The organism is Jiangella mangrovi (assembly GCF_014204975.1).
Classification (GTDB): domain Bacteria; phylum Actinomycetota; class Actinomycetes; order Jiangellales; family Jiangellaceae; genus Jiangella; species Jiangella mangrovi.
Window position 1 is genome coordinate 3,338,393 of sequence record NZ_JACHMM010000001.1, and the last position, 23,410, is coordinate 3,361,802.

The 23,410-nt window shown below is 72.7% G+C and carries 25 protein-coding genes; 12 read left to right on the plus strand and 13 right to left on the minus strand.

Going from position 1 to position 23,410, the window contains the following annotated elements; translation table 11 throughout:
• Window positions 1-17: 17 nt before the first annotated feature.
• Entirely contained in the window at window positions 18-977 is a 960-nt protein-coding gene (locus tag HD601_RS15445; RefSeq protein WP_184823240.1) for an aldo/keto reductase, read from the minus strand.
• 246 nt (window positions 978-1,223) lie between these two features.
• Between HD601_RS15445 and HD601_RS15450 the strand changes: the two genes are divergently transcribed.
• The 10 genes from HD601_RS15450 to HD601_RS15495 are packed head-to-tail and all read left to right on the plus strand — an operon-like array spanning window position 1,224 to window position 12,128.
• A complete protein-coding gene (locus HD601_RS15450) occupies window positions 1,224-2,531 on the plus strand; it encodes a guanine deaminase (protein ID WP_184823242.1) in 1,308 nt (435 codons plus the stop codon).
• Window positions 2,532-2,558: 27 nt separating this feature from the next.
• Window positions 2,559-3,989, plus strand: a complete 1,431-nt coding sequence (locus HD601_RS15455; RefSeq protein ID WP_184823244.1) for a xanthine dehydrogenase small subunit — start codon at window positions 2,559-2,561, stop codon at window positions 3,987-3,989.
• On the plus strand, window positions 3,986-6,286 hold the full coding sequence (locus HD601_RS15460; protein ID WP_184823246.1) for a xanthine dehydrogenase molybdopterin binding subunit: 2,301 nt from the start codon (window positions 3,986-3,988) through the stop codon (window positions 6,284-6,286). The genes HD601_RS15455 and HD601_RS15460 overlap by 4 nt, the downstream gene beginning before the upstream one ends.
• On the plus strand, window positions 6,283-7,104 hold the full coding sequence (gene xdhC / locus HD601_RS15465; protein ID WP_184823248.1) for a xanthine dehydrogenase accessory protein XdhC: 822 nt from the start codon (window positions 6,283-6,285) through the stop codon (window positions 7,102-7,104). The genes HD601_RS15460 and xdhC overlap by 4 nt, the downstream gene beginning before the upstream one ends.
• The gene (locus HD601_RS15470; RefSeq protein WP_184823250.1) at window positions 7,091-8,353 is read left to right on the plus strand and encodes a DUF6986 family protein; all 1,263 of its coding nucleotides are present in this window, start codon (window positions 7,091-7,093) and stop codon (window positions 8,351-8,353) included. Before xdhC ends, HD601_RS15470 begins: the two co-directional genes overlap by 14 nt.
• 3 nt (window positions 8,354-8,356) lie before the next feature.
• The gene (gene pucL / locus HD601_RS15475; protein WP_184823252.1) at window positions 8,357-9,244 is read left to right on the plus strand and encodes a factor-independent urate hydroxylase; all 888 of its coding nucleotides are present in this window, start codon (window positions 8,357-8,359) and stop codon (window positions 9,242-9,244) included.
• 8 nt (window positions 9,245-9,252) lie between these two features.
• Window positions 9,253-9,696 carry a 2-oxo-4-hydroxy-4-carboxy-5-ureidoimidazoline decarboxylase gene (gene uraD / locus HD601_RS15480; protein WP_221441013.1) on the plus strand — a complete coding sequence of 148 codons (444 nt, stop codon included), beginning with the start codon at window positions 9,253-9,255 and terminating at the stop codon, window positions 9,694-9,696.
• The gene (uraH, locus tag HD601_RS15485) at window positions 9,693-9,995 is read left to right on the plus strand and encodes a hydroxyisourate hydrolase (protein ID WP_184823256.1); all 303 of its coding nucleotides are present in this window, start codon (window positions 9,693-9,695) and stop codon (window positions 9,993-9,995) included. Before uraD ends, uraH begins: the two co-directional genes overlap by 4 nt.
• Window positions 9,985-11,319 carry an allantoinase AllB gene (allB, locus tag HD601_RS15490; RefSeq protein WP_184823258.1) on the plus strand — a complete coding sequence of 445 codons (1,335 nt, stop codon included), beginning with the start codon at window positions 9,985-9,987 and terminating at the stop codon, window positions 11,317-11,319. The genes uraH and allB overlap by 11 nt, the downstream gene beginning before the upstream one ends.
• A complete protein-coding gene (locus tag HD601_RS15495) occupies window positions 11,316-12,128 on the plus strand; it encodes a bifunctional allantoicase/(S)-ureidoglycine aminohydrolase (RefSeq protein ID WP_184823260.1) in 813 nt (270 codons plus the stop codon). The genes allB and HD601_RS15495 overlap by 4 nt, the downstream gene beginning before the upstream one ends.
• Here the strand turns inward: HD601_RS15495 and HD601_RS15500 are convergent.
• A complete protein-coding gene (locus tag HD601_RS15500; protein ID WP_184823262.1) occupies window positions 12,120-13,514 on the minus strand; it encodes a dihydrolipoyl dehydrogenase family protein in 1,395 nt (464 codons plus the stop codon). The genes HD601_RS15495 and HD601_RS15500 overlap by 9 nt on opposite strands.
• Window positions 13,515-13,590: 76 nt before the next feature.
• Between HD601_RS15500 and HD601_RS15505 the strand changes: the two genes are divergently transcribed.
• Window positions 13,591-14,505 (plus strand): AraC family transcriptional regulator, encoded by a 915-nt coding sequence (locus HD601_RS15505; RefSeq protein ID WP_184823264.1) that lies wholly within the window; start codon window positions 13,591-13,593, stop codon window positions 14,503-14,505.
• A 185-nt stretch (window positions 14,506-14,690) separates the two neighbouring features.
• Here the strand turns inward: HD601_RS15505 and HD601_RS33115 are convergent, their stop codons facing one another.
• From HD601_RS33115 to HD601_RS15545, 9 genes are read right to left on the minus strand one after another with little or no spacing between them, the layout of a single operon-like run.
• Complete coding sequence (locus HD601_RS33115; RefSeq protein WP_221441014.1) at window positions 14,691-14,876, minus strand: alpha/beta fold hydrolase; 186 nt, start codon at window positions 14,874-14,876, stop codon at window positions 14,691-14,693.
• Window positions 14,877-14,883: 7 nt separating this feature from the next.
• Entirely contained in the window at window positions 14,884-15,558 is a 675-nt protein-coding gene (locus tag HD601_RS15510) for an alpha/beta fold hydrolase (RefSeq protein WP_221441015.1), read from the minus strand.
• A gap of 33 nt (window positions 15,559-15,591) precedes the next feature.
• Entirely contained in the window at window positions 15,592-16,521 is a 930-nt protein-coding gene (locus HD601_RS15515) for an ABC transporter substrate-binding protein (RefSeq protein ID WP_184823266.1), read from the minus strand.
• A gap of 6 nt (window positions 16,522-16,527) precedes the next feature.
• Window positions 16,528-17,220 (minus strand): ABC transporter permease, encoded by a 693-nt coding sequence (locus tag HD601_RS15520; protein ID WP_184823268.1) that lies wholly within the window; start codon window positions 17,218-17,220, stop codon window positions 16,528-16,530.
• Window positions 17,217-17,870, minus strand: a complete 654-nt coding sequence (locus HD601_RS15525; RefSeq protein ID WP_184823269.1) for an ABC transporter permease — start codon at window positions 17,868-17,870, stop codon at window positions 17,217-17,219. The genes HD601_RS15520 and HD601_RS15525 overlap by 4 nt, the downstream gene beginning before the upstream one ends.
• Window positions 17,870-18,757: an ATP-binding cassette domain-containing protein gene (locus HD601_RS15530; protein ID WP_184823271.1), complete on the minus strand. Its 888-nt coding sequence runs from the start codon at window positions 18,755-18,757 to the stop codon at window positions 17,870-17,872. The genes HD601_RS15525 and HD601_RS15530 overlap by 1 nt, the downstream gene beginning before the upstream one ends.
• Entirely contained in the window at window positions 18,754-19,002 is a 249-nt protein-coding gene (locus HD601_RS15535) for a hypothetical protein (RefSeq protein WP_184823273.1), read from the minus strand. The genes HD601_RS15530 and HD601_RS15535 overlap by 4 nt, the downstream gene beginning before the upstream one ends.
• A gap of 11 nt (window positions 19,003-19,013) precedes the next feature.
• The gene (gene gcvH / locus HD601_RS15540; RefSeq protein WP_184823274.1) at window positions 19,014-19,409 is read right to left on the minus strand and encodes a glycine cleavage system protein GcvH; all 396 of its coding nucleotides are present in this window, start codon (window positions 19,407-19,409) and stop codon (window positions 19,014-19,016) included.
• Between the two features lie 31 nt (window positions 19,410-19,440).
• On the minus strand, window positions 19,441-20,316 hold the full coding sequence (locus HD601_RS15545; RefSeq protein WP_184823275.1) for a DUF427 domain-containing protein: 876 nt from the start codon (window positions 20,314-20,316) through the stop codon (window positions 19,441-19,443).
• 177 nt (window positions 20,317-20,493) lie between these two features.
• Here HD601_RS15545 and HD601_RS15550 point away from each other — a divergent pair, with 177 nt between their 5' ends.
• Window positions 20,494-21,063 (plus strand): CGNR zinc finger domain-containing protein, encoded by a 570-nt coding sequence (locus HD601_RS15550; RefSeq protein ID WP_343076505.1) that lies wholly within the window; start codon window positions 20,494-20,496, stop codon window positions 21,061-21,063.
• A gap of 22 nt (window positions 21,064-21,085) precedes the next feature.
• On the opposite strand, the gene HD601_RS15555 is transcribed toward HD601_RS15550, so the two are convergent.
• Window positions 21,086-21,547, minus strand: coding sequence for a VOC family protein (locus HD601_RS15555; protein ID WP_184823277.1), 462 nt, complete (start codon window positions 21,545-21,547; stop codon window positions 21,086-21,088).
• Window positions 21,548-21,571: 24 nt separating this feature from the next.
• Complete coding sequence (locus HD601_RS15560; RefSeq protein ID WP_184823279.1) at window positions 21,572-23,323, minus strand: MOSC domain-containing protein; 1,752 nt, start codon at window positions 23,321-23,323, stop codon at window positions 21,572-21,574.
• Window positions 23,324-23,410 lie beyond the last annotated feature (87 nt).

The following is a 23,410-nucleotide window of genomic DNA, read 5'->3' on the forward strand; positions in this document are numbered from 1 at the left end:
CGAAACCCGGCCAGCCGCTACATCTCGCGTTCCCAGCCGCCGCGGGTGTCGACGTCCGCGGCATCGGCCAGCGCCTCCAGCTCCGCGATCTCGTCGTCGGCGAGCTCGATGCCGCGGACCCTGCTCAGGCCGTCGACGTGACCCGGCTTGGTGACCCCGATGATCGGGATGGTGCCCTTGGCGATGGCCCAGGCGGTGGCGATGTCGGCGGCGGTCGCGCTCCGGTCCGCGCCGATCGCGGCCATCGCCGCGGTCAGCGCCTGCAGTTGGGGGAGGATGGCGTTGTACGCGCCCGCCCGGGTGCTGCCTGCGGGCAGGGGGTGGTCCGGGCCGTACGTGCCGGTGAGCGCTCCTTGTTCGAGGACCATGTAGGAGAAGAACCGCACGTCGTTCTCGCGGCAGTGGTCGAGGATGCCCGCGCGCTCAGAGCCCCGGTACAGCAGGCTGTAGTGGTTCTGGACCGCCTGCACCCGGAAGCCGGCCTCGCCGAGGATCTGGTCGGCGAGGGCGATCTCCTCGAGGTTGTGGTTCGAGACGCCGACGTGCCTGATCGTGCCGTTCTTCAGCAGCGGGATCAGCAGCGGCGTCCATCGCGCCACGTCGGCGGGGTTGTGGATCCAGTACAGGTCGACGTAGTCCGTGCCCAGGCGGTCGAGGCTCTGCTCCAGCATGTCCGCGACCGGGTCGTCGCCGTCGCCCGCGATCTGCGGGGTGAACTTCGTGGACAGCTGGTACTCGCCGCGGTCGTAGCCCTGCAGCGCCTGGGCGAGGACCGTCTCCGAGCGGCCCATGCCGTAGACCACGGCGGTGTCCCAGGTGGTGAAGCCGTTGGACTGCGCCTTCTCGACGACCTCGCGCAGGCCCGATGCGGACAGCCGGCTGCCGAACCAGCCGTCGCCGGCCTCGCCGCTGTCTCCCCAGGCCCACGTGCCCAGCGCCACCGCGGGCGCCGTCAGTGTCGTGCTCGTGTCATCCATGGCTCCATGACACCCGCTCGATCGGGCCGGTAACAGGGAGGACGTGTCCCTGGGTCCGTCAGGGCCACCCCGGAACCCGGCGGCGTACCTACCGTGAACGTGCCGGCCCACATCCTGAACAACGGCTTCGTCATGTCACGACCAATTGGCGACTACTCTGTTGTCGTGCCCGCATGCTGAGACGATCTCCGATCCGCGCGACGATGGCGCCTCGGCATCGACCGTGAAAGTGCAAGTGGGTGACGTATGACGATGTTTCGTGGTGTGGTGCTCGACACCCCTGACGACCCGTTCGCCGGAGGGAGACTGCGCTCGTCCCAGGACGAGGGGCTGCTGGTGCGCGACGGTGTGATCGTGGCGCGAGGCCCGTTCGGCGAGTTGCGCCGCGCGCACCCGGACGAGGACGTCGTCGCGCTGGACGGCGGGCTGCTGCTGCCCGGGTTCGTCGACACGCACGTCCACTTCCCGCAGGTGCGGGTCATCGGCAGGATCGGCATGCCGTTGCTGGACTGGCTCGAGCACTGTGCGCTGCCGGAGGAGGGGCGCCTCGCCGACACTGGGTACGCCGCCCAGGTGGCGACGGACTTCGTCTCCGGCCTCGTGACGGCGGGCACCACCAGCGCGATGGTCTTCGGGTCGCACTTCTCGGCCGCGGTCGACGCGCTCTTCGAGTCGGCGGCGACGGTCGGGCTGCGCGTGACCAGCGGGCTCGTCGTCAGCGACCGCAACCTGCCGGCGGAGCTGCTCAGCTCGTCGGAGAAGGCGTACGAGGAGAGCACCGGGCTCGCCCGACGGTGGCACGGCACCGGCCGAGCCCGGTACGCGGTCACGCCGCGCTTCTCGCTGTCCTGCAGCGACCGGCTCCTCGCGGCCTGCGCGGCGGTGCTCGACGACGTCCCCGGGGCGTCGTTCACGTCGCACGTCAACGAGAACCTCGAGGAGATCGAGCAGGTGACGCGGCTGTTCCACCTGAGCACCTACGTCGCCACCTACGACCGGCACGGACTCCTCGGCCCGCGCAGCGTGCTCGCGCACGACGTCCACCCGGGTGACGACGAGCTCGAGACGCTGGCCGCGCGAAACGCGTCGATCGCGCACTGCCCGACGAGCAACGCCGCGCTGGGGAGCGGGCTCTTCCCGCTGGCCCGGCATGTCGACCACGGCGTCCGGGTGGCCCTGGGGTCCGACGTCGGGGCGGGCTCGGGCTTCTCGCTGCTGAAGGAGGGCCTGCAGGCCTATTTCACGCAGCGACAGCTCGGCGCGGCCGGGTACGCGCTCTCGCCCGCCCACCTGCTGCACCTGGCGACCTCGGCCGGCGCCGCCGCCCTCGACCTGCCCGAGGTGGGTCACCTCTCCGTCGGGCAGCGGTTCGACGCGGTCTGGCTCCGGCCGGCACCGGGCTCGACCTACGACGTGGCGCTGCGCCACGCGAGCGACCCGGACGACGCGCTGGGCAAGACCTTCACCCTCGGCACCGCGGCCGATGTCGCCGGGGTGTGGATCGACGGCGACGCCGTGCGGCTCGTTGACCCGCAAGGAGCCACCGGCCAATGATGGAACGAGACGTCTGGGAGGTACCGCATGGCCGAGATCGTGGTCAACGGCCGGCCGCGTGACCTGACCGGTGTCGCGCCACACACCAACGCCCTCGACTTCCTCCGCGCCTGCGGGTTGACCGGCGCCAAGGAGGGGTGCGCCGAGGGCGAGTGCGGCGCCTGTGCGGTGATGGTCGCCCGGCCCGCCGCCGACGGCTCGGGGACCGCCGAGTGGACGGCGATCAACTCCTGTCTGCCGCCCGCGGCGGCGCTGGACGGCCAGGAGGTCGTCACCTCCGAAGGCCTCGGTACGCCGGATGCGCTGCACCCCGTCCAGCACGAGATGGCGGTGCGCGGCGGCTCGCAGTGCGGGTACTGCACCCCCGGCTTCGTCTGCTCCATGGGGGCGGAGTACTACCGGGCCGACCGGTCGCCGGCGGGCAACGGCGGTCCGCACGACCGGTACCACGGCGCGAACGGCTTCGACCTGCATGCGATCAGTGGCAACCTGTGCCGCTGCACGGGCTACCGGCCGATCAAGGACGCCGCCTTCGCGCTCGGCTTCCCGGCGTCCGACGACCTCATCGGGCAACGGCGTGCGACGCCCGCGCCGTCGGCGGCGGCCACGAGTCTCGAGGCCGACGAGGCGGCCTACCTCCGGCCCGCGAGCCTGACCGAGGCGCTTCGCCTGCTGCGCGATCACGCGGACGCCGTGATCGTCGCGGGCAGCACGGACTGGGGCGTCGAGGTGAACCTGCGCGGCCGTCGTGCCGGGCTGCTGATCGCGGTCGACCGGCTGCCGGAGCTGCGGGGCTTCTCGGTGACCGATGCCGAGGTGCGCCTCGGCGCGGCGCTGACCCTGACGGAGATCGAGCGGCGTCTGGCCGGGCGGCTCCCGCTGGTCACCGCGATGACCGCGCAGTTCGGTAGCAGGCTGATCCGCAACAGCGCCACGCTCGGCGGCAATCTCGGCACCGGCTCGCCGATCGGCGACGGACCGCCCGCGCTGCTCGCCCTGGACGCCGCCGTGGTGCTGGCCTCGGCCGAGGGGACGCGGACGCTGCCGCTGGCGGAATACTTCACCGGCTACCGGCAGTCGCGGCGCCGTCCGGACGAGCTGATCACCGAGGTCGTCGTGCCCCGGCCGGTGAGTGCGCTGACGGCGTTCCACAAGATCGCCAAACGGCCTTTCGACGACATCTCCTCGGTGGCGGTCGGGTACGCCCTCGACCTCGCCGACGGCGTGGTCCGGCGGGCGCGGATCGGGCTCGGCGGAGTGGCCGCGACACCGATCAGGGCGCTCGCGACCGAGGCGGCGCTGGAAGGGCGCCCGTGGTCGGCCGAGACCGTCGACGCGGCCGCGGCGGTGCTGGCGGCCGAGGGGACGCCGATCTCGGACCAGCGGGCCAGCGCGGCGTACCGGTCGGCGATGCTCGGTCAGTCGCTGCGCAAGCTGTACGCGGAGGCGACGCCATGACGACCATCGCCCGCCCCGTGGGCAGCCCACACAGCCCGCTCAGCCGGCGGCCGGACGACGCCGTCGTCGGGACGCCGCTGCACCACGAGAGCGCGGCCCTGCACGTCACCGGCCAGGCGCTCTACACCGACGACCTGGTCGGCCGCACCAGCCACGTGCTGCACGCGCACCCGGTGCAGGCGCCGCACGCGCACGCGATCATCACGAGCCTCGACGTCGCCGCCGCGTACGACGTGCCCGGCGTCGTCCGCGTGCTCACCGCCGCGGACGTCCCCGGCACCAACGACGCCGGCGTCAAGCACGACGAGCCGCTGTTCCCGTCCGAGGTCATGTACCACGGCCACGCGGTGTGCTGGGTGCTCGGCGAGTCCCTCGAGGCCGCACGACGGGGTGCCGCGGCGGTCGCGGTGACCTACGCCGAGCTGCCCGCACTGCTCACCGTCGAGGAGGCGATCGGGGCGGAGAGCTTCCAGGGCGCGCGCCCGACCCTCGCCCGCGGCGACTCCGCGGCCGGGCTGGCGCGAGCGGCCCGCGTCTTCGAGGGCGTGACGTCGTTCGCGGGGCAGGAGCACTTCTACCTCGAGACGCACTGCTCGCTGGCGCTGGTCGACGAGAACGGCCAGGTCTTCGTCCAGTCGAGCACCCAGCATCCGACCGAGACGCAGGAGATCGTCGCGCACGTGCTCGGCGTGCCGAGCCACGCCGTCACGGTGCAGTGCCTGCGCATGGGCGGCGGCTTCGGCGGCAAGGAGATGCAGCCGCACGGGCTGGCCGCCGTGGCGGCACTGGGCGCGACGCTCACCGGCCGGCCCGTGCGGGTGCGGCTGACTCGTGCGCAGGACATGACGATGACCGGCAAGCGGCACGGCTTCCACGCGACGTGGAGGGCCGGGTTCGACGCCGACGGGCTGTTCACGGGGCTCGAGGCGACGCTCACGTCCGACGGCGGGTGGAGCCTCGACCTGTCCGAGCCGGTGCTGTCGCGGGCGCTGTGCCACGTCGACAACGCGTACTGGATCCCCGACATCACCGTGCACGGGCGGATCGCGCGGACCCACAAGACCTCGCAGACGGCGTTCCGCGGCTTCGGCGGGCCGCAGGGGATGCTCGTGATCGAGGACGTCATCGGACGGTGTGCGCCCGCGCTGGGGATCGACCCCGCCGAGCTGCGACGCCGCAACTTCTACGTCGAGGGACAGACCACGCCGTACGGCCAGCCGGTCCGGCACCCGGGGCGGCTGGTGGCGGCCTGGGAGCAGGTCACCCGCACCTCGTCGCTGGCGGCCCGGCGCGCAGAGATCGACGGGTGGAACGCACGTGAGCCCCACCGCAAGCGCGGCATCGCCGTCACGCCGGTGAAGTTCGGAATCTCGTTCAACCTGACGGCGTTCAACCAGGGCGGCGCTCTGGTGCACGTCTACAAGGACGGCTCGGTGCTGGTCACCCACGGCGGCACCGAGATGGGCCAGGGCCTGCACACCAAGATGCTGCAGGTGGCGGCGACGGCGTTGCGGGTCCCGCTGGCCAGGGTCCGGCTGGCGCCGACGCGCACCGACAAGGTGCCCAACACGTCCGCCACTGCGGCGTCCGCGAGCGCCGACCTCAACGGCGGCGCCGTCAAGGACGCCTGCGAGCAGATCCTGGCCCGGCTGGCACCGGTCCGCGAGGCGTTGGGCGAGCCGTCGTGGGAGGAACTGGTCGCTGCGGCCTATCGCGAGCGGGTCCAGCTCTGGGCGGCCGGCTTCTACAAGACCGAGGGGCTGAGCTGGGACGCCGCGACGATGACCGGTCACCCGTTCAAGTACTTCGCCTACGGCGCCGCGGTGACCGAGGTCGAGGTCGACGGGTTCACCGGCGCGTACACCACGCGGCGGGTCGACATCGTCCACGACGTCGGCGACAGCCTGTCGCCGCTGGTCGACCTCGGGCAGATCGAGGGCGGCTTCGTGCAGGGCGCCGGCTGGCTGACCCTCGAGGACCTGCGCTGGGACGAGTCCGACGGGCCGGGCCGCGGCCGGCTCACCACGCAGGCGGCCTCGACCTACAAGCTGCCGTCGTTCTCCGAGCTCCCCGAGCAGTTCCACGTCGTCCTCCTGGACCATGCGCACGAGGACGGCGTCGTCTACGGGTCGAAGGCGGTGGGCGAGCCGCCGCTGATGCTGGCGCTCAGCGTGCGCGAGGCGTTGCGCGACGCGTGCGGGGCGTTCGGGCCGGCCGGGTTCTCGGTCGAGCTCGCCTCGCCGGCCACGCCGGAGGCGGTCTACTGGGCACTCACCGCCGCCAGGGGTGCGTCATGACGACGTGGATCGCGGGGGTGACGGCGCTGCGGGCCGCGCGACAGCGCGGGGTGCTGGTGACTCTCACCGACGTGCGCGGGCACGCGCCGAGGGAGGCCGGCGCCAAGATGGTCGTCTCGGCGACCTCGACCTGGGCGTCCATCGGCGGCGGCAACCTGGAGGCCGACGCCGTCACCCGAGCGCGGACGCAACTGTCGGCCGGCGCCGTCGTGCCCGAGACCTACACGGTGAGCCTGTCGGACAAGGCGCCCGGGCAGCACGGCGTCCAGTGCTGCGGCGGTGAGGTGACGGTGCTGCTGGAGCCGCTGCCCGTCGTGCCCGCCGTCGCGATCTTCGGGGTGGGCCACGTCGGCCTGGAGCTGGCCCGGATCCTGGCCCGGCACGACCTCGAGTTGCACCTGGTCGACTCGCGCGAGGAGTCGCTGTCCGACGTCGCCCTCGCCCCGCTGGCCGACGCGGTCGCGAACGTGCACGTCCACCACATCCCGGTGATCCCCGAACTGGTCCTGGCCGAGCTGCCGCCCGGCGCCCGCGTGCTGGTGCTGACGCACGACCACGCCGAGGACTACGCGATCGTCGATGCCGCGCTGCGCTGCGACCACCTCGGCGCGATCGGGCTCATCGGGTCGTCGGCGAAATGGACCCGGTTCCGGTCGCGGCTGCTCGAGTCGCTGCCCGTCGGCGTCGTGGACCGGGTGCAGACGCCCATCGGGCTCCCGGGGCTGTCCGCCAGCAAGGACCCGGCCGCCATCGCGGTGTCGGCGGCGGCCGCGCTGCTGGCCTCGATCGATCGGGAGAACGCCCATGCCGGAGGGTGAGGCGGGCCTGGCGGCGTCACTGCTCGGTGACCTCGACGCGCGGCTGGCGGCGGCGGACGCGGCGCTGGCCAGGGCGTATCCCGGGGAGCGGCCGGGGCGCCAGCCCGTCCACACGGTGTACGTCCCGGCCGACCGCCACACCGCCGGGCTCGTCCCGGCCTACGGCGCCGCGGCCCTGGACCTGCTGGACGAGCACGCGGTCCGGTTCGCGGCGATCGTCGGCGACCCCGACCTGGTGGCGCGCGTGCGGGCCAAGCTCGCCGCCGAACCGGTCGAGGACCTGCGCGTCGACTTCGAGGACGGGTACGTCGGCAGGTCCGACACCGACGAGGACGCCGACGTCGTCCGCTCCGCCACGGCGCTCGTCGAGAGCGGCGAGAAGGGCGAGGCGGCGCCGTTCGGCGGCATCCGGATCAAGAGTCTCGAAGCGCTCACTCGGGCGCGGAGCATCAGGACGCTCACGTCGTACGTCGCCACGCTGGCCGCGGCCGGTGCGGACCTCGGCCACTGGGTCGTCACCCTGCCCAAGGTGACGAGCGTCGACCAGGTCGAGGCGATGGTCCATGCCTGCGACGTGCTCGAGACCGGGCTGGGTCTCGGACGGGGTGCGCTGCGGTTCGAGGTGCAGATCGAGACGCCGCAGTCGATCCTCGGGCCCGACGGGACCGCACTGGTCGCGCGCATGGTCCAGGCCGCCGGGAGCCGGCTGACGGGGCTGCACTACGGCACCTACGACTACTCGGCCTTCTGTGGGATCGCCGCCGAGCAGCAGTCGCTGGAGCATCCGGTGGCCGACCACGCGAAGCTGGTCATGCAGGTCGCCGCTGCCGGCACCGGCGTGCGCCTGTCCGACGGCTCCACCAACGTGCTGCCGGTCGGCGGCGCCGCCGACGTCGCCGCGGCCTGGGCCGCCCACCACCGCCTGGTCCGCCGCTCGCTGGAGCGTGGCTTCTACCAGGGCTGGGACCTGCACCCGGGGCAGCTGCCGACGAGGTACGCCGCGACCTACGCCTTCTACCGGCAGGGGCTGAGCCGCGCGACGGCCCGGCTGGCGGACTACACGCGCCACACCATGAGCGGCATCGCCGACGAGCCGGCGACCGCCCGGGCGCTGGCGGCGTTCCTGCTGCGCGCTGTCGACTGCGGCGCCGTCGACGAGGCCGAGGTCGCCGACGGCACGGGCCTCGGGACGGCCGACCTCCACGCGCTGGCCGACCCGAGACAGGCCGACCCGAGATTCCAGGAGTAGCCGATGGCCCACACGCTCGGAGCCAACCAGTACGGCAAGGCGGAGTGCCGCGTCGTCCGCGTCGTCCGGGACACGCCGCGGCACGAGATCCGCGACCTGAACGTGTCGACGTCACTGCGGGGCGACTTCGCCGCGGCGCACGTCACCGGCGACCAGACCGCGGTGCTGCCGACGGACACGCAGAAGAACACCGCGTTCGCCTACGCGAAGCTGCACGGCGTCGGCTCGCCCGAGGACTACGCGCTCGCGCTGGGCGCCAGGCTGCTCGAGGCGTGTCCCGCCGCCGAGACGGCGCAGGTCCGGGTCGAGGAGTACGGCTGGGACCGCATCGGCGACCACTCGTTCGTCCGCCGCGGCGGCAGCGTCCGCACGGCCGTGGTGACCGTCGGGCACGACGGCACGCACGTGGTGTCGGGCATCACGGACCTCGTGCTGCTCAACTCGACGGACTCCGAGTTCAAGGGCTTCCTGAAGGACGAGTTCACGACGCTGCCCGAGACCGACGACCGCGTCCTCGCCACCTCCCTGGTGGCGCGGTGGCGGCACGCGTCCGTGGACGGCGTCGACTGGAACGCCTCGCACGAGGCCGTGACCGCGACACTGCTGCGGACCTTCGCCGGCACCTACACGCGCGCCCTGCAGGAGATGCTGTACGCCATGGGGAGCGCCGTGCTCGACGCGCAGCCGGGGCTCGCCGAGATCAGGTTCTCCGCACCCAACGTGCACCACTTCCTGGTCGACTTCAGTGACTTCCAGGTCGACGGGCTCAGCAACGACGGCGAGGTGTTCGTCGCCGCGGACCGGCCGTACGGGCTGATTGAGGCGCAGGTGACCCGCGACGACGCTCCACCCGCCGACGACGCCTGGCTGGCCGTCCCGGGATTCTGCTGATGACCGGCGTGACGACGACGCGAGACACGCTGCTCGGCTGCCTGTCCGTGCCGCGCTGGGCCGACGACGTGCTGGCCGGCCAGCCGTACGCCGACCGGCCGGCGCTGCTGCGCGCCGCCGATGCTGCCGCCCGTGAGCTCACCGACGAGGAGCTCGATCAGGCGCTGGCGTCCCACCCGCGGATCGGCGAGCGCGGCGGCGAGCGGTCGCGGCGCGAGCAGGCCGGCGTCGACCCGGCCGCCGGTGACACCGCCGAGCGCCTGGCCGCCGGGAACGCGGCGTACGAGGAGCGGTTCGGCCGGGTGTTCCTGATCCGGGCGGCCGGCCGCGACGCCGAGGAGATCCTCGGCGAGCTCGACCGGAGGCTGCGCAACGACGACGTCGCCGAGCGGGCCGAGGCCGTCGGCAACCTGCGCGAGATCGCACTGCTGCGACTGGAGGCGTCGTTGTGAGCACCCTGTCCACCCATGTCCTCGACACCGCCTCCGGGCGGCCGGCCGCGGGCCTCCGGGTCACGCTCGAGACCCGTGCCGGCGACCCGCTCGGCGACGGGGTGACGAACGCCGACGGCCGCGTCGCCGCGCTCGGCCCGGACCGGCTGGACCCCGGCGACTACGTGCTGCGCTTCGCCACGGCGACCCCCTTCTACCCGGAGGTGGTCGTCGTCTTTACCGTGGCCGACGCCGACGCGCACTACCACGTGCCGCTGCTGCTCAGCCCCTACGGCTACACGACCTACCGTGGCAGCTGACCTCGACCTCGTCGTCCGCGCCCGGCGGGCCGTCGTCGACGGCGCCGAGGCGCCCGCCGCCGTGGGCATCGCGGGCGGGCGGATCGCCGTCGTCACGGCCTACGACGACGCGCCACCGGCCGCCCGGACGGTCACGCTCGAGGACGACGAGGTGCTGCTGCCCGGCCTGGTCGACACCCACGTGCACGTCAACGAGCCGGGCCGGTCCGAGTGGGAGGGGTTCGCGACGGCGACCCGTGCGGCCGCCGCGGGCGGCGTCACCACGATCGTCGACATGCCGCTGAACTCCGTCCCGCCCACCACCACCGTCGACGCCCTGGAGCTCAAGCGGCGCACGGCCGAGGGACGGGTCTGGGTCGACGTGGGCTTCTGGGGCGGCGCCGTGCCGGGCAACCGGCCCGATCTGGAGCCGCTGCACCGTGCCGGGGTGTTCGGCTTCAAGTGCTTCCTGCTCGACTCAGGGGTCGACGAGTTCGGTCACCTCGAGCCCGAGGAGTTCGCGCCGGCGATGCGCGACTGCGCCGGCCTGGGTGCGCTGATGATCGTCCACGCCGAGGACGGCCGGCTGCTCGACGAGACCGCGCTCGACGGCGTCCACTACGCCGGCTTCCTCGCCTCCCGCCCCGAGGAGGCCGAGAAGGCCGCCATCGACCTGGTCATCGCCCAGGCCCGTGCCACGGGCGCCCGCGCCCACATCGTCCACCTCAGCGCTGCCGGGGCGGTGCCGGCCCTGCGCGACGCCCGCGCGGCCGGCGTCGACGTGAGCGTCGAGACGTGCCCGCACTACCTGACCTTCGACGCCGAGCACATCGCCGACGGCGCCACCGAGCTCAAGTGCTGCCCGCCGATCCGCGGCGCCGCCAATCGTGGGGCGCTCTGGGCCGCGCTGGCCGCGGGTGACCTCGACTTCGTCGTCTCCGACCACTCGCCATGCACCGCGGAGCTCAAGGCGCGCGGCGGCGGCGACTTCGGCGCGGCGTGGGGCGGGATCGCGTCGGTCCAGCTCGGGCTGCCCGCGGTGTGGACGGCCGCCCGGGCCCGGGGCCACTCGCCGGCCGACGTGGTGCGGTGGATGGCCACCGCGCCGGCGGACCGGATCGGCCTGCGCCACAAGGGCCGCATCGAGGCAGGTGCCGACGCGGACCTCGTGCGGTTCGCGCCCGACGAGGAGTTCGTCGTCGACGTCGCGACGCTGCACCACCGCAACCCGGTCTCGGCCTACGCCGGGCGCCGGCTGTCGGGGGTGGTCCGCGAGACGTGGCTGCGCGGCCGGCCCGTCGGTGACGCGCCGGCCGGGACGCTGCTTCGAAGGGGGGAGCGATGAACGACTACTACGTGCCGCGCGGCGGACTGCCGCCGCAGACCGCCCTGACCACGGACCGCGCGAGGTTCACCGAGGCGTACGCCGTCATCCCGGCCCGCACGCTCAGCGACATCACCGCATCCTTCCTGCCCGGGTGGGCGAACACACGGCTGTGGGTGCTGGCCAGGCCGCTGTCGGGCTTCGCCGAGACGTTCAGCCAGTACGTCGTCGAGGTGTCGTCCGGGGGCGGCTCCGAACACCCCGAGCCCGACCCGGAGGCGGAGGGCGTCCTGTTCGTGGTCGACGGGTCGCCCACCCTCACCGTCGACGGCGTCGCGCACGTGCTGCGGCCGGGCTCGTACGCCTTCCTTCCGCCCGGCACCCGCTGGACCCTCGCGAACGAGACGTCGGCGACCGCGACGTTCCACTGGATCCGCAAGGCCTACCAACGCGTCGACGGCCTCGACGTTCCGCCCGCCTTCGTGACCCGCGAGCAGGACGTCACCCCCGCCGACATGCCCGGAACCGGCGGCGCGTGGTCGACGACCCGCTTCGTGGACGTCGCCGACCTGCGCCACGACATGCACGTCAACATCGTGAACTTCCGGCCCGGCGCCTCGATCCCGTTCCCGGAGACGCACGTGATGGAACACGGCCTCTACGTCCTGGAGGGCAAGGCGGTCTACCTGCTCAACGAGGACTGGGTCGAGGTCGAGGCCGGCGACTTCATGTGGCTGCGCGCCTTCTGCCCACAGGCCTGTTACGCCGGTGGGCCCGGGCCGTTCCGCTATCTCCTCTACAAGGACGTCAACCGGCACGTCTCACTCTGACGAGCGGACGACCTTGTCGAAGACCTCGTTGAGCGCCTCAGTCGAGCTCGGGTGGGTGTAGATCGAGGTGCGCAGCTCCGTCGCCGTCACGTCGTGGCGCATGGCGAGGGCGACGGTGTTGACGATCTCCTGCGCGTCGATGGAGAGCAGCGCGGCGCCCAGCACGAGGTCGGTGTCGGCGTCGACGACGAACTTCATGACGCCGCGGGTCTCCTCGACGGTGTAGGCGCGCGGCATCGCGACGATGTCGGCGACGTTCTCGCGCGACACGACGATGTTCCGGCCCTGCTCGCGTGCCTGGGTCTCGGTGAGTCCGACGGTGGCCAGCGGCGGGCTCATGAACAGCGTGCGGGGGACGGCGACCCGGTCCGCCGTCGACCGCTTCCCCTCGCCGAGCAGCTGGTCGAGCACGATGCGTGCGTCGTCGAGGGAGATGTAGGTGAACTGCGGTCCGCCGTTGACGTCGCCGAGGGCGAAGACGTGCGACTGGCTGGTGCGCAGGTGCTCGTCGACCTCGATGGCGCCGCGCGGGGTGGTGTGCACGCCGGCGGCCTCGAGGTTCAGCCCCGCGGTCGCGGGCCGGCGGCCGGTGGCGGGCAGCACGGCGTCGGCCTCGACGCTGAGGGTCTGGCCGTGCTTCTCGTAGACGACGGTGGTGGCGGCGCCCTCGTCGCGGACGGCGACGACGGTCGCGCCGGTGACGATCTGGATGCCGTCGCCCTGCAGGATGTCCGTCACGACCTGGGCGACGTCCTCGTCCTCGCGCCCGAGCAGGCGGTCGGCGGACTCCAGGACGGTCACCTGGGCGCCGAAGTGCCGGTAGATCGAGGCGAACTCCAGACCGAGGTACCCACCGCCGATGACCACCAGCCGCTCGGGCAGCCGGTCCTGCTGGATGAGGTCGGTGCTGCTGACCCGGTGCGGGCTCTCGGCCAGGCCCGGGATCGCGGGGACCATCGGCTCCGAGCCGGTGTTGATCAGCACGGTCTGCGCCGTGACGGTGATGGCGTCGTCTCCCTCGCCGACGGCGACGGTGTGCGGATCGACGAACCGGGCGGTGCCGGTGATGACGGTCGCGGTGTCCTTGCCGTCCAGTGCCTCGAAGTTGCCGCGCCGGAAGGCGCTGGTCAGCGCGCGGACCCCGGCGACGGAGCCGGCGAAGAACTCCTGCGCGTCGTCCTCGAGCCGCTTCGCGTTCGAGTAGTGCACCAGCATCTTGGTTGGCACGCAGCCGACGTTGGGGCAGGTGCCGCCGTACATGTTCTCGGACTGCTCGACGAGGACGACGCGTCGCCCGGCGTCGGTGAGCGCGTGCGCGGCGGTCTTCCCGCCCTTGCCGAAGCCGACGACGAGGACGTCGGCGGTGATGGTGGTCGTGGTGGTCATGGTTCCAGCGTGCGGCGCTAGGGTTGATACGGACAGGCTCCTCCGTGTCAGAAACCAGCCCAAGAGTCTCACTCCCATGGATGCTGTCAGCCATCTCCTCCGCCAGGCGCGGCTCGAGGCGAGCCTCGACAAGCACTGCCTGCTGGGCGCGTCCACGCGCATGGACGTCGCCGCGCACGGCGAGCAGCGCGCGCCGTTCCACGTCCTGCTCGAGGGCACCTGCCGGCTCCAGGTCGGCTCGGTGGTCCTCGAGCTCGGACCGGGCGACGTCGTCGTCATCCCGAGCGGGTCGCCGCACCGCGTCATCACGCCCGGGCCGGAGCCGCTGCGGGGGACGGCCGAGACCGGCGGCGACGCGTTCGTCACGACCCGCAGCAGCACCGGCGGCGACGGCGTCATCGACCTGTTCTGCGGCCACTACCGGTTCGGCGCCGGCGCCGGGGCCCTGCTGTTCCGCAGCCTGCCCGACCCGGTCAAGGTGTCCTTCGGGCAGTCGGCCGAGAGCGCCGAGGTCCTGCACATGCTGAGCGCGCTGATGCGCGGCGAGGCGCAGCGCGAGGGTGCCGGCACCGCGGCCTTCCTCTCGGGGTTGTGCACGGCGCTCCTCGCCATGGTGCTGCGGACGGCGCGGAGCTCCAGCACCGACGCGACGCTCTGGACCGCGGCCGGAGACGGACCCGTCGCGGCCGCCGTCGAGCGGATCCTGGCCGAGCCCGCCGCCGACTGGTCCATCGAGCGGCTGAGCCGCGAGGCGGCGATGTCTCGGGCGACGTTCCTGCGCCGGTTCGCGCGCGGCACCGGCATGACCGTCGGCGCGTTCCTGACGCAGGCGCGGCTCATGGCGGCCGCGGACCTGCTCGACTCCACGGGCCTGACGGTGGCGGCTGTGGCCATGCGGGTCGGCTACCGGTCCGAGTCCGCCTTCACCCGGGCGTTCCGGGCCGCCATGGGCGTCACCCCGGCCCGCTTCCGGCGCGCCCAACAGCTCTAAGGCGTGTCTGACGGATCAATGGGTCCGCGGCCCCGGATCCCGGTTGATCATGGAGAAGAGCGGGTTTCGAGGGCCGCGGAAGCCGCACTTCTCCATGATCGACAACAGCTGGCCACCATCCATCAAGACGTCTGATCACGAACGGGTAGGAAGGGTGCGTCGATCCGTCAGACACTCCCTTGCCGTCAGCGCAGGTGCGCATCGAGAAAGGCCCGGATGATGCCGGCCGACTCGTCCAGGGCGCTCTCGAGGAGGAAATGGCCACCCTCGATGAGCCGCACCTGCGCGTCGGGCAGGTCGTCGCGGAAGGCGGTGGCACCGGCAGGAGCGAAGATCTCATCGCCCTTGCCCCACACCGCGAGCAGCGGCACCTGTGACTCACGGAAGTAGCTGTGGACTGCCGGGTAGAGCGGGGGATTGGTGCGGTAGTCGAGGAAGAGGGCGAGCTGGACCCTGTCGTTCCCGGGACGGGACAGCAGCGAGTAGTCGTGGTGCCAGGGCCTCGGGGTCGACCAGCGACTCGTCGGGCACACCCTCGAGGTACTGCCATCTCGTGGCATCGAGCGTCAGGGCGCCGCGCATGGCCTGTTCGGTGCTGTCGTTCTGGTCGGCGTGGAACGCCCAGACCGGCTTCCAGAACTCGTCGACGAAGCCGGCGTCGTAGGCGTTGCCGTTCTGGCTGATGATCGCCGTGATCCGGTCGGGGTGCCGCAGCGCGAGCCGCCAGCCGATCGGCGCGCCGTAGTCCTGCACGTACATCGCGTACCGCTCGACGCCGATCGAGTCGAGCAGCCCGTCGGTGAGGTCGGTCAGGGCGTCGAAGGTGTAGCCGAACTCGTCCGCGCCCGGTGCGTCGGACAGCCCGAACCCGAGGTGGTCCGGTGCGACGACGTGGTACCGGTCGGCCAGCAGGGGAATGAGGCCGCGGAACATGAACGAGCTGGTGGGAAAGCCGTGGAGCAGCACGACGGTGGGCGCGTCGGCGGGTCCGGCCTCGCGGTAGAAGAGCCGGCGGCCGTCGATGTTCTGGTAGCGGTGATGGACGGAGACCATGGGAGTGCCTTTCCGTGCGGTTGGTGCCGATGCTCAGTGCTCGAGCAGGTCGTTCTCGACCAGCCAGTCGCGGGCGATGTGCTCGGGCGACGGCTTGTCCGGGCCGGCGGCGACGGCGTTGAGCGCCGTCAGGTCGGCCGTGGTGAGCTGCGCGGAGACCGGGTTCAGGACGCCCGCGAGGTCGTCGGTCAGCAGCGCCTCGCTGAGGAGCGGGACGATGTTCTGCGCTGCGATGAGTCGTTCCGGGTCGTCGAGGACGACGAGGTCGCCGTCCTGGAGGGCGGGGTTGGTGGTGAAGATGTCGGCCACCTGGATCCGCCCGGTGCGCAGGGCGTCGAGCGTGGCCGGTCCGCCGAAGTCGTCGATGGGCAGGAACGTCCAGCCCTCGACGCCGTAGACGTCGGCGAGGCCGGGCCGGCCGTACGAGCGGGTCTCGAACTCGGTGTTCGACCCGATGGTGAGCTCGCCGGCGATCGGCGCCAGGTCCCCGATCGACGTCAGGCCATGGCGTTCGGCGAACTCGGCCGTGACGACGAGGGCGTCGGCGTCCTCGGCCGGGGCCACGTCGAGCACCGCGAGCCCGAGCGGCTCGAGGGCCTGGGGGAGCGCGGCGCTCACGTCCTCCGGTGTCGAGGCGGTGGCGTCGGGGTCGGCGGCGCGCAGCAGGTTGCCGGAGTAGTCCGCGATGAGGTCGATGGACCCGTCGCGCAGGGCGGGGATGAAGATCTCGCGTGCGCCGATGCCGAGCTGGTAGTCGACCTCGTAGCCGTGATCGGCGAGCACCAGTCCGTAGACGTAGGCCAGGATGTCGCTCTCGGCGAAGCCCTGCGAGCCTATGGTGAGGGTCGTGTCGACCTCGCCGGGCTCGCCGGCCGCGAGCGGGTCGTTGCCGGCGCAGCCGGCCGCGACCAGGCCGAGCCCGAGGGCCACCAGCGATGCGGTGAGGCGAGGGACGCGTGTCATCGCCGATCACGTTCCTTCCGGGAGAGGGGTGCCAGGGGCGAGGCGGCCACCACTCGGGGCGGCGACGGCTTGGACGACGGCGAGGCCGGCGTCGGCGACGAGCGCGAGGCCGCCGACGAGCAGCGCCCCGACGACGGCGGTGGCGTACTCGTGGCGGGCGAGTCCCTCGATCAGGTACCGGCCGAGCGCTCCCTGGGCGACGTAGCCGGCGATCGTGGCCGTGGCGATGGTCTGCAGGGTCGCCGAGCGGACGCCGCCCACGATCAGCGGCAGCGCCAACGGGATCTCGACCTGTCGCGCGATCTGCCACTCGCTGAAGCCGGTCGCTCGGGCGCCGTCGACGGCGGCGTGGTCGACGGCGCCGACGCCGGCGTAGGTCGCGGCGAGGATCGGCGGGACCGCCAGGATCACCAGCACCGCGATGACGGGCGCGAGATGCAGCCCGGACAGCAGGACCACGAAGAGCAGCAGGCCGAAGGTGGGCAGCGCCCGGGCGGCACCGGTGACCGCCACGACGAGGGTCCGGCCGCGCCCCGTGTGGCCGATGAGGACGCCGAGCGGCACCGCGACGACTGCGGCGACGGCGACGCTGATCGCGACGTACAGGGCGTGCTGTGCCAGCCGCAGGCCGATGCCGTCGGGCCCGGCCCAGTTCTGGGGCTCGACGATGTAGCGGACGGCGTCGAGGACGTAGGTCATCGTGCGCCCGCCTCCTTCGGCAGCCGGGCCCACGGCAGCAACGCTCGTCCGGCGAGCACCAGGACCAGGTCGAAGGCCAGCGCGACGAGCAGGACGAAGACGATCCCCACCACGATCTCGGCCGGGTGGTCGCGCTGGAAGCCGTTGGTGAACAGGTAGCCGAGTCCGCCCTTGCCGATCAGCGCGGCGACGCTCAGCAGGCTGACGGTGCCGACCGACACCACCCGCAGGGTCGCGAGCAGCACGGGCCCGGCCAGCGGCAGTTGCACCGTCCAGAACAGGCCGGCGCGTGAGTAGCCCATGGCCGTGGCCGAGCGCCGGACGGCCGGCGAGACGTGGTCGAACCCGTCGACGGCGCCGCGCAGCATCATCGCGATGGCGTAGAGCGACAGCGCGACCATGACGTTGAGGTCATCGAGGATGCGGGTGCCCAGCAACAGCGGCAGCAGCACGAACAGCGCCAGGGAGGGGATCGTGAACACGAGGTTGAACGACGACAGCACGATCAGCCGGGCGACCCGCACGCGGTGCGCGAGCCACCCCAGCGGGATCGAGGCCAGCAACGCGACGACGATCGGCACGGCGCTGAGCCGCGCGTGCTCGAGCGTGAGGTCGAGGACGAGGGCCCGGTTGTCCAGCAGCCAGGACATCAGCCGGCCATCCTGGTGCCGCGTGACCGGGGCGTCGGATCACCGGCCGCCAACTGCCCGGCCGGCGCGGCGATGACTCCCACGGGGTAGCCGCCGGCGTCGACCACGACGCGGTCCGCGCCGGTGGTCGGACGGCGCGAGCTGATGGTGAGCCGCCGTCTGCCGCGGTCGCTGCCGATGAACGCGGCGACGAACGCGTCGACAGGGTCGGCCAGGATGTCCGCCGGCGTGCCGCGCTGGGCGACTCGTCCTCCGCGGCGCAGGATCACCACCTCGTCGCCGAGCAGGAACGCCTCGTCGATGTCGTGGGTGACGAACACGATGGTCTTGCGCAACTCGTGCTGCAGGCGCAGTGTCTCCTGCTGCAACTCGGCGCGGACGATGGGGTCGACGGCTCCGAAGGGCTCGTCCATCAGCAGGATGTTCGGGTCGCCCGCGAGGGCACGCGCCACCGCCACGCGCTGCTGCTGGCCGCCGGAGAGCTGCGCCGGGTAGCGGCCGGCGAGCGACGCGTCCAGGCCCACGACGTCCATGAGTTCGCTCGCGCGCCGGTGGGCGGCAGCCTTCGGTTCGCCGTTCAGCAGCGGCACCGTCGCGATGTTGTCGATCACGCGGCGGTGCGGCAGGAGGCCGGAGTGCTGCGGCACGTAGCCGATGCCGCGGCGCAGCGCGACCGGCGGCCGGGCGGCGACGTCCTCGCCGTCGATCTCGACGCGCCCGGAGGTCGGGTCGACCATGCGGTTGACCATCCGCAGGAGGGTGGTCTTCCCACTGCCGCTCGAGCCGACGAGGACGGTGATGCTCCGCGCCGGCAGGCGCAGACTCACGTTCTCGACGGCGGGCGCGTCGCCGTCGTAGGACTTGGTGACGTCGATGAACTCGATCACGGAAGCCACCGCCCGAGCGGGCGCACGTCGAGCATGGGCGCGTTCAGGTGCAGCCGCAAAGCGGGCTGCTCGGCGTTCGGGCGCTCCGCCGGGGGACCGGTGAGCGTCTGCGCGAGCGTGCCGCCGGGCGGGAGGACGAACGAGGTGAGGCGGTGCACGGCGGTCCGGAACAGGCGGCCCGGGCGGCGGACGCGGGGACCTCCGGCGGCGGGCGTGGGCGTGGTGGCGGGTGCGGTGCTGGTCATGGCGGGACTCCTCACTGGCCGGTGAAGCGCGCGTAGTCGCCGGCGCTCAGCAGACGGCCGAGCTGCCCGGGCAGGGACTCCGGGTCGGTGTCGATCTCGATGAGCCATCCCTCGCCGTAGGGGTCGGCGTTGATCAGCTCGGGCCGATCGGACACCGCCGTGTTGACGGCCGACACCGTCCCGGTGACGGGCGCGACGAGGTCGTTGACGCTCTTGGTCGATTCGATCTCGCCGACGGCGTGCCCGACGGTCGTGCCCGTGCCCGGCGCCGGCAGGTCGATCTCGACGACGTCGCCCAGGGACTCCTGAGCGAAGTCGGTGACCCCCATGCGGACGGTGGCGGGTCCGACCGCGGTGACCCAGTGGTGGTCCTCGAGGTAGCGCAGGTCTGCTGGAACGTCGGCCATGACCGGCTGCCCTTCGTGAGCGTGGTCGGGACTAGCGGGCGGAGGGGGTTCGGTCGGCGACCTCGTCCGGGTCGAGGCCGCGGTCGAGCCCGTGCGCGGTGACCAGCTGGCCCGGAGCGAGCTGCTGGCGGACGCCGTCGAGATAGACCTCGACCAGGTCGGGCTCGAACGAGATCAGGGTGTCGACGCGGCCGACCTCGGTGAAGGCGTTCTCGTACGACCAGGCGGCGCGCTCGACGCCGTCGACGGCGTAGTAGCTGGCCAGGCCCTTGTACGGGCAGAACGTCTGGCCCTCGAGCGGCGTCAGCCGGTCGAGGACGATGTCATCGCGGGTGACGTACCAGCGCGGGGCGAAGCCGGACTCGTAGAGCACGACCGGCGCATGGGTGTCGGCGATGACGGTGTCGCCGTGCTCGACGACCAGGTGCCGTGACGTGCGCCGGACGTCGATGCGGTGGTAGGCGTCGGCGGCGTGGCCGAGAATCCGCTCGTCCTCCTCGTAGAACGCGTCCATCTGCCGCCAGGCGAACGCCACCCGCCCGGCCAGGACGTCGGCGTGGCCGGGCAGCTCGACGTGCTGCCAGGCGGCCCGTTCGGCATGCTCGCCACCGGCGGTGACGGTGAACCAGGCCGTGGCTCCGAGCTCGCGGTGGTTCGTGACGCGGTCCGTGTGCTGCAGCGCGTCGGAGCGGATGTCCGTGAGCGGGAAGTACGCGACAGGGTAGTGGCCCGGCTCGTGCAGGAGGACGACGTCCTCGCTGTCGGCGATCCACTCGCCCTGGAACCGCACGCGCATCCGCCGGCGCAGCGGCTCGGCGAAGAGCAGCCGCTCGGGCAGGGGTGCGTCGGTGAGGAAGGTGCCCACGCCTCGGGTGGCGAGTGGGCCCTGCTGCCAGCTGAGTCCCATGGGTCGGTTCCTTTCGCTCGGTCCGGCGGCGATGCCGGATGGCTAATGTCTAACAGAGCTAACTATGCATTAGCAAGGTCTGTGGCTCACCTACTTGCGTGCGGATGTAGGTCCGGCTAGGGTCACCTCAGTAACGGTTGGGAGTGGATGATGAGCATTAGTCCGAGCTTGAAGGACGTGCAGGCGGCCGGGTTCCCGATGGGCGGCGAGCCCTCGGTGGCCGTCGACTTCGCCGACACCGTCATGCTGGCCGTGAGCCCGGCGGTCGACCTGCTCGAGGAGCACGCCGGAGCATGGTGGGGCCTGCAGGCGGCGCGGCTTCCCGCGGCGCCGCAGCCGGACCCCGTCGCCGCCCGTCGTCTGCGCGCCGCCGTCCGCGAGGCGTTCGAGGCCCGCATCGCCGGGCGGGCGCCGTCGCCGTCGGCGGTCGAGGACCTCAACTCCTTCGCCGGCTCGGTGCCGAGCAGCTTGCGCCTCGAGGTCGGGCCCGACGGCGCGCGTGCCGAGACACGCTGGCACGTCGAGCACGGCGGCAACCCGCGGCTGGCCGTCATCGCCCGCGAGGCGATCGCGCTGGTGGCCGACGCCGACCGTGGCGGCCGGCTGCGGTACTGCGCGAACGACACCTGTTCCATGATCTTCGTGGCCGAGAACGCGCGGCGGGTCTGGTGCACCGCGAACATCTGCGGCAACCGTGCCCGCGTCGCCCGCCACCAGCGCCGCCGTCATGCGGACCCGCAGGCCTGAGGGCGCCGTGCACCGGTCCCGGCTACCGCGCGGACTCGTCGGCGGGCGCATGGGTCACCGTCCGGTGGCCGCGCTCCTGCACCCGCCAGGTGTTCCCGTCGGGGTCGGTCAGGGTGAAGGAGCTCGCGTAGTCGGTGCGGTCCGGGTCGGTGCCGGGCCGGTAGCGGCCGGCCCAGTTCGCGCGGTCGGCCTTGTGCTCGACGGGGCCTGGCGTAGCGCCGCGACGGGTCAGTTCCACGTGGGCGGTCTCGACGTCGGTGACGACCAGATAGTTCTCCCGGGCCGACCCGGTCGCGGCGTCGGTGAGGCCGACGCCGAACTGGATCGACGCGGGGGAGCCGGGCGGCGTGAGCTGGACGACGCGGAATCCCGGCGACGGGGACCAGTCGACGTCGAGGTCGAAGCCGAGCACGTCGCGGTAGAAGGTCAGTGCGGCGTCGGCGTCGGCGACCGCGAGGGTGATCACTTCGATCCGGTACTGCATCGGGGCTCCTTCGGCAGAGGGAGGTCAGGCGTCGACGACGAGGTCGTCGACCGGCTGGGCGCAGCAGAGCAGGACCTGGCCGGGTGGCGGTGGTTCGAGCGGTTCGGGACCGTAGGTGGGGGTACCGGAGATGACGGGGGTGGCGCAGGTGTGACAGACCCCGGTGCGGCAGGACCAGCGGGTCGGGATGGCGCACGCCTCGGCGAGGTCGAGCAGCGAGCGGTCACCGTCGCGCCAGCGCGTGGTGAGGCCGCTGCGGGCGAAGGTGACGGCGGGTCCGGTGCCGGGCTCGGCGGGCTGGTGCGGCGCCTCGACCGGCCGGTCGACGACGCCGGGGTTGATGGGCGCCAGGGCGCCGAACAACTCCGAGTGGATGCGGTCCGGCGCCAGTCCGAGGCGGACGAGCGTGGTGGTGAGGTCGGCGACGAAGCTGCCCGGTCCGCAGAGGTAGGCGCGGGCCGTGGCCGGCAGGCCCAGCAACGCGAGCCGTTCACCGTCCGGCCGGCCGTGCAGCGTCGTCCCAGTGGCCGGAACCGCCGTCGACCGCGTGTAGAAGGTCACTCGGCGTGCGCCGGGCAGCCGGTCGAGCAGGTCGCCGGCCTCCGCGGCGAAGAGGTGGTCCTCGGGTCCGCGCGCGACGTGGACCCACCACACCGGTCCGGTGCTGCCGCCGTCGGCGAGTTCGTGGAGCATGGCCATCAGGGGCGTCGCGCCGACGCCGGCGGACGCCAGGACGACGGGCTCGCCGCTCTGCCGCAGCACGAACTCGCCCCGGGGCGCCGCGACGTCCACGCTGCTCCCGGCCCGCACGTTGTCGTGGAGGAACCTGCTGCCCCGGCCGCGTTCGTCGCGCCGGACCGTGATGCGATACGTGCCGGCGCTCGGCTGTGCGGAGATCGAGTAGCTTCGGATCGTCGCCGCATCCTCGGCCCGGTCGCGCAGCCGCAGAGTGAGGTACTGGCCCGGCAGCGCGGGTTCGGCGCCGTCACCGTCGGCGCGCAGGTGGAACGACGACACGGTCGGTGTCTCGCGGACCACCCGCGCGACGGTCATCGCGCGGAACCCGTCCCACGCCGGCTCCGTCCCGATGGTCGGTCCGAGGGTGGTCGCGGTCGACAGGTCGCCGGTCAGCAGGTCTCGGAACGACTGCTGCCAGCCGGGGCTCAGCGCCGGGATGTCGACGGCCTTGCGCAGCGTGTCCGCGTCGCGGCCCGGGAGGTAGAGCAGCGCGTCGGTGGCGGCGACGGTGAGGCGGTGACGGCCGGTGCGGGTCCTGACGATCGGGTCGCCGGCGCCGACCTCGCCCTCGGTGATCACCCGGAGGTAGAAGCCCGGCCGGCGGTGGCCGACCAGCAGCGCCGGCAGCTGCGGCTCACCGAGACGCATGCCGACCCGGAAGCAGGTGACCCGGGGCTGGGTGACCTCGAACTCCGCCGTGCCGATGCGGTAGCGGTCGCCGATGCACACCTCGTCGTCCGCCAGCCCGTCGACGGTGAAGTTCTCGCCGAACGAGCCGGGCGTGAGGTCGTCGCGGCCGAAGTGCCGGGCCCAGTGGTCGTAGGAGTCGCGCTGGTAGACCAGCACCGCCCGCTGCTCGCCGCCGTGACCGCCCAGATCACCCTGGCCGTCGCCGTCGATGTTGAGCCGGCGCACCTTCCGCGGGCCCGGCACCGGCACCTTGAAGATGCCCGTGAACACCGTCGTCCCGTTCCACGCCACCCGGCGCGGCAGGCCGACGTTCACCGAGAGCAGCGTGGCGCCGGCGCTCCGGGTCATGGCTGCCCTGCGGGACGCCCACAGGTGGCGCCCCGGTTCCGCTGGGTCGAACGATGTCATCCCGCTCCGTTCACGACTCATGAACAG